This window comes from Tianweitania sp., from assembly GCF_032053605.1.
Lineage (GTDB): Bacteria > Pseudomonadota > Alphaproteobacteria > Rhizobiales > Rhizobiaceae > Tianweitania.
The window spans coordinates 20,851-29,578 of record NZ_DAMBUH010000041.1; the positions used below are offsets into that span (position 1 = coordinate 20,851).

Annotated in this window: 10 protein-coding genes; 3 read left to right on the top strand and 7 right to left on the bottom strand. The window is 62.3% G+C overall.

Translation table 11 applies throughout. The annotated features are described in order from the left end of the window. Nucleotides 1-58 precede the first annotated feature (58 nt). Nucleotides 59-1,387 carry an NAD(P)H-dependent oxidoreductase gene (locus tag RTX98_RS11240; RefSeq protein ID WP_416223107.1) on the top strand — a complete coding sequence of 443 codons (1,329 nt, stop codon included), beginning with the start codon at nt 59-61 and terminating at the stop codon, nt 1,385-1,387. Here RTX98_RS11240 and RTX98_RS11245 read toward each other — a convergent pair. The 5 genes from RTX98_RS11245 to RTX98_RS11265 form a co-directional block, all read right to left on the bottom strand. After that, on the bottom strand, nt 1,384-1,803 hold the full coding sequence (locus tag RTX98_RS11245) for a DUF2442 domain-containing protein (protein ID WP_312796641.1): 420 nt from the start codon (nt 1,801-1,803) through the stop codon (nt 1,384-1,386). The two genes, RTX98_RS11240 and RTX98_RS11245, sit on opposite strands and share 4 nt — an antisense overlap. Beyond that, nucleotides 1,787-2,035, bottom strand: a complete 249-nt coding sequence (locus RTX98_RS11250) for a DUF4160 domain-containing protein (RefSeq protein WP_312796642.1) — start codon at nt 2,033-2,035, stop codon at nt 1,787-1,789. Before RTX98_RS11250 ends, RTX98_RS11245 begins: the two co-directional genes overlap by 17 nt. A gap of 36 nt (nt 2,036-2,071) precedes the next feature. Then, a complete protein-coding gene (locus RTX98_RS11255) occupies nt 2,072-3,034 on the bottom strand; it encodes a GlxA family transcriptional regulator (protein WP_312796643.1) in 963 nt (320 codons plus the stop codon). Between the two features lie 60 nt (nt 3,035-3,094). Then, the gene (locus tag RTX98_RS11260; protein ID WP_312796644.1) at nt 3,095-3,988 is read right to left on the bottom strand and encodes a bifunctional methylenetetrahydrofolate dehydrogenase/methenyltetrahydrofolate cyclohydrolase; all 894 of its coding nucleotides are present in this window, start codon (nt 3,986-3,988) and stop codon (nt 3,095-3,097) included. 117 nt (nt 3,989-4,105) lie between these two features. Continuing rightward, a complete protein-coding gene (locus tag RTX98_RS11265) occupies nt 4,106-5,872 on the bottom strand; it encodes a GumC family protein (RefSeq protein ID WP_312796646.1) in 1,767 nt (588 codons plus the stop codon). A 420-nt stretch (nt 5,873-6,292) separates the two neighbouring features. Here RTX98_RS11265 and galE point away from each other — a divergent pair, with 420 nt between their 5' ends. Further along, nucleotides 6,293-7,300 carry a UDP-glucose 4-epimerase GalE gene (gene galE / locus RTX98_RS11270; protein WP_312796647.1) on the top strand — a complete coding sequence of 336 codons (1,008 nt, stop codon included), beginning with the start codon at nt 6,293-6,295 and terminating at the stop codon, nt 7,298-7,300. Between the two features lie 166 nt (nt 7,301-7,466). Here galE and RTX98_RS11275 read toward each other — a convergent pair whose 3' ends face one another. After that, nucleotides 7,467-7,772 (bottom strand): DUF982 domain-containing protein, encoded by a 306-nt coding sequence (locus RTX98_RS11275; RefSeq protein WP_312796648.1) that lies wholly within the window; start codon nt 7,770-7,772, stop codon nt 7,467-7,469. 264 nt (nt 7,773-8,036) lie between these two features. Between RTX98_RS11275 and RTX98_RS11280 the strand changes: the two genes are divergently transcribed. Beyond that, a complete protein-coding gene (locus tag RTX98_RS11280) occupies nt 8,037-8,423 on the top strand; it encodes a hypothetical protein (protein ID WP_210312957.1) in 387 nt (128 codons plus the stop codon). A gap of 16 nt (nt 8,424-8,439) precedes the next feature. Here the strand turns inward: RTX98_RS11280 and RTX98_RS11285 are convergent. Further along, nucleotides 8,440-8,728: hypothetical protein (locus tag RTX98_RS11285; RefSeq protein ID WP_312796649.1), on the bottom strand; the 289-nt coding region annotated here is incomplete at its 5' end.

Sequence of the window (8,728 nt, forward strand, 5' to 3'; positions counted from 1 at the left end):
ACCGAGGGCTGCGCTCTCTATCAACGGCAAGGCGAAGCACCGCCCAAGGATGCCCCAAATGCTCAATGTTGCGCCAACCGGCCTTGCCCGCGATCTTATCAAGCGCGCCGAAGAAGGCCGGCCCGTGCGCATCGGGCTGATCGGCTGCGGCGAGATGGGCACCGACATCATCACGCAGGTCGCGCTGATGAAGGGCATCGAGGTTGCGGTCGTGGTCGATCGCAGTGGTACGCGTGCCTGGGACGCCGTACGGATCGCCGAGCTTAGCCCCGACAGCGCCGAAGAAGCTGCCGATACGGCAGCCGTCACGCGCGCAATCGAAGCCGGCAAGATGGCGATTGTCAGGGATGCCGAACTGGCTTTGTCCTGCGCGCTTGTCGATGTCGTGGTGGACGCCACCGGCAAGCCGACAGCCGGTGCTGATCTCGGCATGCGTGCCATGGAACACGGCAAGCACCTCGTGATGATGAATGTCGAAGCAGACGTCACCATCGGCGCTTATCTGCGCCAGACGGCTGACCGTCTCGGTGTCATCTATTCCGTGGGTGCCGGCGACGAGCCCTCTTCCTGCATGGAACTCATCGAGCTGGTTTCGGCGCTGGGCTATACGGTGGTTGCGGCCGGCAAGGGCAAGAACAATCCGCTCAACCACGATGCCGTGCCGGACGATTACCGCGCCGAGGCGGAGCGCCGGAACATGAACCCGCGCATGCTGGTGGAGTTCGTCGACGGCTCAAAGACCATGGTCGAAATGTGCGCCATCGCCAATGCAACTGGCCTTGTGCCGGACAAAGCCGGCATGCATGGACCCGCCGCCACGCTGGAAGAGCTGCCCAAGGTACTCTGCCCGGTGGAAGATGGCGGCGTCCTGTCGAAGAAGGGCGTGGTGGACTTCTCGATCGGCAAGGGCGTGGCGCCCGGCGTCTTCGTGATCGCCGAAATGGCGCATCCACGCCTCAGCGAGCGCATGGAAGACCTCAAGCTCGGCGAAGGCCCCTATTTCACCTTCTACCGTCCCTTCCATCTCACCAGCCTGGAAGTGCCCCTGACTTGCGCCCGCGTCGTGCTTTACGGAAAACCCGACATGGTGCCGCTCGACCGCCCCGTAGCCGAAGTCTGCGCCGTCGCCAAGCGCGACTTGGCAGCAGGCGAGCGCTTCGACGCGATCGGCGAATACACCTACCGCTCCTGGATCATGACCGCGCAAGACGCCCGCGACGCCCGAGCTGTGCCCTGCGGGTTGCTGGAAGGCGGCACGGTAACGGCGCCGATCAAGAAGGGCGAGTTGATCACCTACGCCAACGCTAATCCCGATCGCTCCACGCGGCTGTTCGAGCTGAGGCAGAAGCAGGACGAGATGGTGTTTGGGAGTTCGGTAGCGGGTTAGCTCCCAGCCACCTTCTTCGGCCGTCCACCCTTAGCACCGTTAGCGCGAGCAGCTGCAGCCTTGGCAGACGAGGTTTGCCGGCCTGCATGCCGTGCCAAGGCACGGTTCATCCAAGTGCGGGTTCCGAAGATGCCAGCAATCAGTGCAGGCACATAAAGATCGACATCAAGTCGGGGCCAATGAAGATTGAGGCCCCCACCTTCGATTTCGACGATCTCCAAGTCGGCTTCATCGGCATCTTGCAGATCTTCCACCAGAGCAGCTGGGAAGGCGTAGCTGCATCCATTGATGAGCTCGATCTCTATGCGCCGCGTCTTCACATTAAAGCGCGCGTGCTCGGCACGAGGCTCCGTTTCGAGGATCTGTCGACCGCGAGCTTCCGCAGCAGCCAAGTCGGCATCAGTCACGCTGTCCATGGATACGCTCCCACTGGTGCAAAAACTCAGTCTGCCGTTGCGCAATCTCGTTCATCAACCGGCGCATGTCCGGCCTGCCGATCCCTATGGAATAAATCAGTTCGGGTTTGCCTTTCGGTCCAAGCAGATTGACCTTGGCCTGACCGGGACCCGTCACGTGGACATGCGCAGGCTCGTGATCCTGCGTGTAGATGACGATGCGAAAGCCAAAGACACGATGGATAACGACCATGCTGCATATTAACCCATCGGATGGGTTCCGCAAGCGTCAATACGTCGTCCGCCGCTCTTCGCTTGGTGGCCGCCCGAACTGCAGGCGGTAGCTTTGGGCGAAGTAGGAGTGGGAGGTGAAGCCGGTGGCGATGGCGACGTCGAGGATGGGCATGTTGGTTTGGCGCAGCAGTTCGCGGGCGCGTTCCAGGCGCAGCCGCATGTAATAGCGGCCGGGCGTCATGTTGAGGTGGCGCAGAAACAGGCGCTCGACCTGGCGCACGGACAGTCCGGCCGCCTTGGCGAGTTGCACGGCTGACAGCGGCTCGTCGAGCTTGTCGGCCATGAGTTCGACGATCTTGCGCAGCTTTTCCGATTTGCCGGTGAGATCGCGTTCGGGGCCGATGCGCTGGCGGTCACCGGCGGAGCGGATGCGCTCGTGCTGGAACTGGTTGGCGACTTCATTCGCGAGGCCTTGGCCGAAGTCGCTGCGCAGGATCTCCAGCATCAGATCGATCGAGGTCGTGCCGCCAGCGCAGCTGTAGCGCTTGCGGTCGATCTCATAGACATTGCCGGTGCATTCGATATCCGGAAAGCGTTCGCGGAACCCGGCACGGTTTTCCCAATGAATGGTGCAGCGGTGACCTTCGAGCTGCCCTGCTTCGGCGAGCAGGAAAGAGCCGGCCGAGAGGGCGCCGAGGGCGCCGCCGCGTCTCCCCCAGGTGCGGAGTGCCGCCAGGATCTTGCTTTTGCCGGGAAACTCGGTGCTGAGCCCCAGGCACACGAACAGGATGTCGGCTGGCGGGATGTCGGCTACGCTGTAGTCGATCTTCAGCGGCAGGCCGTTGGAGGCCATGACCGCTTCGCCATCGGCGGAAATGGTGGTCCAGCTGTAGAAGTCGTGGCCCAGCATCCGGTTGGCCGAACGCACCGTGTCGATGGCGGCTGCCAGCGAAAACATCGCGAACTTGTCGACCAGCAAAAAGGCGAAGTGCCGGCCGCCGCCAGCGGGATCAGACATTCCAGTGCACCCTTTGCCGCCGCGCTTATCAGGGCGGCGTAAACATTGGACGTAAGAGCCTTAGAACTGTGGCGATGACTTGCCGGAAGCGCGGTAGGCGGAGGCCAGCGTGTTGGCCATCAGCATGGCGATGGTCATCGGACCGACACCGCCCGGCACGGGCGTGATGGCGCCGGCATTCTCGGAAGCTTCGGCGAAGGCGACATCGCCCACCAGACGCGCCTTCTCGCCTTCTGCCGACACGACGCGGTTGATGCCGACATCGATCACGGTGGCGCCCGGCTTCACCCAGTCGCCCTTAACGATTTCCGGCCGGCCGACGGCAGCCACAAGAATGTCGGCCGTGCGGGCGAGCGCTGCCAGATCCCTCGTGCGGCTGTGGGCGATCGTGACCGTGCAGTTGGCGGCCAACAGCAGGTTGGCCATCGGCTTGCCCACGATGTTGGAGCGGCCAATGACGACGGCAGTCAGGCCGGACAGATCCTTGCCATGAACGCGCTCGACCAGGATCATGCAGCCGGCCGGCGTGCAGGGCACGAAGGCGCTGTCGAGCTCACCGACGCCGATCTTGCCGACATTGGTGAAGTTGAAGCCGTCCACGTCCTTTTCAGCGGCGATCGCCTGGATCACCTTGGCCGAATCGATCTGCGCCGGCAGCGGCAGCTGAACGAGGATGCCGTGGATGGCCGGATCGGCATTGAGCTTTTCCACCAAGCCAAGAAGATCGGCCTCACTCGTTTCCGCGGGCAGCGTGTGCTGCTCGGAATGGAAGCCGCATTCCTTGGCCTTGCGGGACTTCGAATTGACATAGACCTGGCTGGCTGGATCTTCGCCGACGATCACCACGGCCAGACCCGGCTGCGCACCGCCATCCTCAAGAAGGCTAGCCGTTGCTTCCTTCACCTTGGCGACGACCTCTTCGCCAACCAGCTTGCCGTTGATGACTTCAGCCATGTTTCTTCTCCGCCTGCAGACCGCATGTTCGATTTAGCGCATGAGCGGGCGATAGCACTTCCACGGCAACGGCGCGATATGCCGCTTCCGCAATGCTTGGGATTGATGTCTTCGGTTTTAGGACCGCCGACGGCTTTCCTTCAGGTCTTCCACCGCCTCACGAAATTCGCGCAGGCTGTCGCGGATTTCTTCAACGGCCGACCGTTCGAAGCCGGTCGTGGGCCGCACTTTTTGAGACGGATCGAGGCGCTGCGCGGATTGCGCCGCATAGGTCGAGAAAGGCGGAACCGCATCGTGCCATTGCCGGCCGGGCTGCGGTTGTCCCTGCGTTGCCTGCCAAGGGAATTGCGGTGTTTCGCTTTTCGGGGATGACGCGCGAGTGGGATAGGCGTTGCTATCCTGAACCGGAGGAGCCGGTACGCGTGCTGGCTGCGGTGTTGCAGCGGCGACTGGCGATTGACGGCGCTGGCCCGATCGTGTGGTCGCATTCTGACGCAGGCTGTCCCACACGCCACGAAGCAGCGCTAAGCCGATGCCGGCGCCCAGCCCCAGGATCAGCCCGATAAGAACGATCTTCGCGCGGGATAGGCCGCTGGATTGCAGCGGGGCACTCGCCGGCGAAATGATGTTGATGTTGGCGGTGTTGATGTTTTCCTGTTCGCCAGTTTCCCGGCTGCGCAGCAGAAAGGCTTCGTACACGGCCCGCTTGGAGGCAGCATCGCGCTCCAGCTCGCGCAGGGTGACACGCTCGCCGCTGAGATCGCCTTGCCGGGTTTTCAGCGTATCGAGACGGCCGGAAAGATCCTTTTCCAGCTGCTGGGCGCGGCTGAGCTCGACCTGAACCGAACTGTTGATACGCCGCAGTTCCTGCGCAATCTGATCGCGCGCGCTTCCAACCTGAACATTGGCTGCCAAACGCTGAGGGTGTCGCGGTCCGAGCCGCACGGCGAGACGGTCCGCTTCCTGCCGCAAGGCGGCGTATTGCGCCCGCAGCTGCGCCAGCACGTTGGAATTGATCTGTTCCGGCAAGATGCCGCCCACGACGGCATCGACGTTGAGCGTGCCGACCGTCGCCGCGCGCGCTTTCAGTTCGGCGGTTCGGGCACGCGCGGTGGAAAGCTGGTCGTTCAGCTTAAGGATTTCGTCGTCGGTGATGAGCCGGCCTTGCGCATCGACGATGCCGTTCTCGGCCTTGAACGTTTCGACTTTGCGCTCGGCGTCTTCAACCGAGCCGCGCAGTTCGTCGAGCCGGCCGGTCAACTCGCTTGTGGCGCGTCCTGCCGTTTCGGCCTGAAACCTGGCGCTGGTTTCTAGGAAGGCGGATGACATCGTATTGGCAATACGCGCCGCTTTCTCAGGATCCTGCGCTTTCGCCCAGATCGTGACCACAAAGGTGGCGCTGTCGCGGGTCACCTGAACATGCCGCTGCAGGTTCTGGATGGTCATGGTCCGGCGGATCGCAGGGTTCGGCGCACCATTGTCGTCAGGCGCGAGGGCAGCCCTCAGCCTGTTCAGCGGGTTGAGATCAATGCCACGGCTAGCCTGCCCGTTGAATTCGGGATCATCCTGCAGGCCGAGTTGGTCTACGACCTTGTTCAGCACATTGCCGGAGGTCATGATCCGCATCTGGTTCTGGATCAGCGCCAGAGCGGCGTCGGAGGACAGGCCGGATTGGCTGATTTCGCGATCGAGGATCTGGAGATCGCGCGGGTCGATCAGTAGGTCGGTCGCGGCTTCATAAACCTTGGGCGTATTTAGCGCGACCACAATGCCGAGCGCCGTGCCGGCAACGGTGCAGATCAGAATGGTCCAGGGCGAACGCACCACGCGCATCAGCACCGTGCCCGGATCGATCAGCGGGCGCCAGGTATCGGTGTCTGCCACGGGCTCAACGCGTGTAACGGGCGATCGCGGCGGGAGGGCTTCTGGCTGCTCGATTGGAGCGGGTACGGTCGCGGGCCGGGTTCGCACACGGGAGAAGCGCTCGCGCAGGCGCGCGGTAAGGCCACGATCTGCTGGCGAAGGCGCAGATGTTTCGGTAGCCGAAGACGACCGAATGGTGAGGAGCGATGACGCAGCGCGCCTTCCGGGCTTCACGCTCCCGCGAGGGTGGTCATCGGCATCAAACATCGCGCGCGCAGTTCCGGCCCAAGCCCTCATCCCCGTTAAGGCACCTTGAACAAGCTTGGAAAAGAAATGGTTAAAGCACGCAGTCTGAATGGCGGGATCTTGCGTCAAGCGGCTCGCACCCCGGCGTTCCACCCGCTATAGGAACGTGGAAAAACCTGTAGGGACGAAAAATCAATGGCGGTGCTGGTTACGGGCGGAGCGGGCTATATCGGCAGCCACATGGTTTGGGAGTTGCTCGACGACGGCGAGGATGTCGTTGTGCTCGACCGGCTTTCGACCGGCTTCGAATGGGCCGTGGCGCCGGAAGCCAAGTTGGTGCAAGGCGACATTGCCGACCAGGCCTTGCTGGCAAGGCTGATCGACGAGCATTACATCGACGCGCTCATCCATTTCGCGGGTTCGGTGGTGGTGCCGGAATCGGTGGCCGATCCCCTTTCCTACTATGACAACAATACCGTCAAATCGCGTGCGCTGATCGAAAGCGCCGTGCGAGCCAAGGTCCCCCATTTCATCTTTTCCTCAACGGCGGCCGTCTACGGCGGTGCTGGCATGGAGCCGGTATCCGAAACCGTAGCGCAGGTGCCGGAATCGCCTTACGGCCGCTCCAAGCTGATGACGGAATGGATGCTGCGCGACACGGCTGCCGCGCATCCGCTCACCTTTACGGCATTACGTTATTTCAACGTTGCGGGTGCGGATCCGAAGGCGCGTACAGGACAGTCGACGCCCGGAGCCACGCATCTGATCAAGGTGGCTTGCGAGACTGCGCTCGGCAAACGCGAGAAGATGAACGTGTTCGGCACCGATTACGACACGCCGGATGGCACCTGCATGCGCGATTACATTCATGTGTCCGATCTCGTTGCCGCCCACCGCCTGGCGTTGAAGCGGCTGCGTTCGGGCGCAGACAGCATCATCGCCAATTGCGGCTACGGCCACGGTTACTCCGTGCTGGACGTGATCGACAGCGTGAAGCGCCTGAGCGGCATCGACTTCAAGGTTGAAACCACCGATCGGCGCCCGGGCGATGCGGCAGCCATCGTCGCCGATGCCTCTCTGGCGCGCGCGGAACTCGGCTGGCAGCCGAGCTACGATGATCTCGATACGATCGTTGGCCACGCGTTAGCTTGGGAAACCGCGCTGGGTCGGCGCAACGCCTTCACCCCGGCAGCCACCGCCTGAGGTTCTGGAACGAAAAACGCCCGCCGCGGGAGGAGGTGCGGCAGGCGTTCATTAGATTCGGCCGTTCAGGGAGGAGGTTGAGCGACCGTGAAACCTTTGTAGCCGCTGCCTCAAAATTGCGCAACAAAAAAGTTGCCTAGATCCTGAGCGACAATATTGGTGAGTTCTAGTTCAATCCAGGTGCGCGACGAACAGCAATCTGCGTCGCAGCGGGCAGAAGCGACGCGGTGTCCTCCATCAGAATTCCGGTATGCTCGGCAAAATCCAGGAAGGCCAAGTGAGCATCTTCCGCCCTGCCCTCTCCATTCAGGGCCGCCCGGCAGGCGTTCAAGGCCTTAACCTGAGGCAGACTGCGCGGCGATGCCGGCCATTCCGCCACCATCTCATAGGCGGCCATAACCGTCGGCACGTTGCGCACGAAGCCGAGACCAATAAGCACTGCCACCGGTTTGTCGAATGTCTGTGCGTTCATGGACTTTCCTTTGAGGCACTTCAGGATTGTCTTCCACAACGTCTACAAGGAAGGCGTGTTCCATAGCCGGCTCGCCAGATGATGCCAAAAACCTGTCAGGATCGGCGACGAAGATGGATGGGCGTCATTCGGCGGTCGTGGATTTTGTTCAAAGAACGCCATTGTCTAAGGCCTTCCTTGACTTAAGTCGTGCGTGTACCAAAGCCTGACGCCAGCCTTCGGCTAGCCCGGTTCGTTCACATCAATTTGCAAATGGAGGCAGCGTTGAGTTCTCTTCAATCGAGATCCGTCACACGCCAACGCGGCGCGGGCTACTGGGCGGTGGTTGCGCTGGGCATCGTTCTCATTCTCTTCGGATTGCCGATCTTTGGCGGCGGCGCTTACCTGATCGCGCTTGGCGGCTCCTGGTACTATGTTTTCGCCGGCTTCGGCCTGATCTTGACCGCGCTTTATCTGTTTCGCGGCTCGCTTGCCGCAGTGTCGGTTTACCTCCTTACCTATATCGGAACGGTGATCTGGGCCTTCTGGGAAGCAGGCTTCGACTGGTGGGCGCAGGTTCCGCGCCTTGTTGCGCCGACGGTCATCCTGATCCTGGTGCTCGCCACGATGCCGGTTCTGTCCCGGCTGTCGCGCCCGCGCCGCCGCCGCTAATCGGCACCCCCTTTGCTCATTCAAGGATTTCGCTCATGCACCCGAAACGCTTGACGCGCTCCGCAGCAGCAGGACTGTTCGGCCTTTCCGCAGCACTGGCCGCTTTGCCCGCCTTTGCCCAGAATACCACGACCCAGCAAACCGGAAGCGAGCAGACCGGACCGACACCGGCAACCCCTGCTTCTCCGGCAACACCAGCAACCCCCGCTACACCAGCAACGCCGTCCGCGCCCGCAACGCCTGCTACTCCCGCATCGCCGGCCACTCCGGCTACGCCGCAAACGCCGGCAACGCCGGCTGAGCCA

Bases quoted from the DNA above. Each gene is read 5' to 3' on its own strand.
- RTX98_RS11240 (WP_416223107.1), top strand. From the start codon at position 59: ATGCTCAATGTTGCGCCAACCGGCCTTGCCCGCGATCTTATCAAGCGC.
- RTX98_RS11245 (WP_312796641.1), bottom strand. From the start codon at position 1,803: ATGGACAGCGTGACTGATGCCGACTTGGCTGCTGCGGAAGCTCGCGGT.
- RTX98_RS11250 (WP_312796642.1), bottom strand. From the start codon at position 2,035: ATGGTCGTTATCCATCGTGTCTTTGGCTTTCGCATCGTCATCTACACG.
- RTX98_RS11255 (WP_312796643.1), bottom strand. From the start codon at position 3,034: ATGTCTGATCCCGCTGGCGGCGGCCGGCACTTCGCCTTTTTGCTGGTC.
- RTX98_RS11260 (WP_312796644.1), bottom strand. From the start codon at position 3,988: ATGGCTGAAGTCATCAACGGCAAGCTGGTTGGCGAAGAGGTCGTCGCC.
- galE (WP_312796647.1), top strand. From the start codon at position 6,293: ATGGCGGTGCTGGTTACGGGCGGAGCGGGCTATATCGGCAGCCACATG.
- RTX98_RS11275 (WP_312796648.1), bottom strand. From the start codon at position 7,772: ATGAACGCACAGACATTCGACAAACCGGTGGCAGTGCTTATTGGTCTC.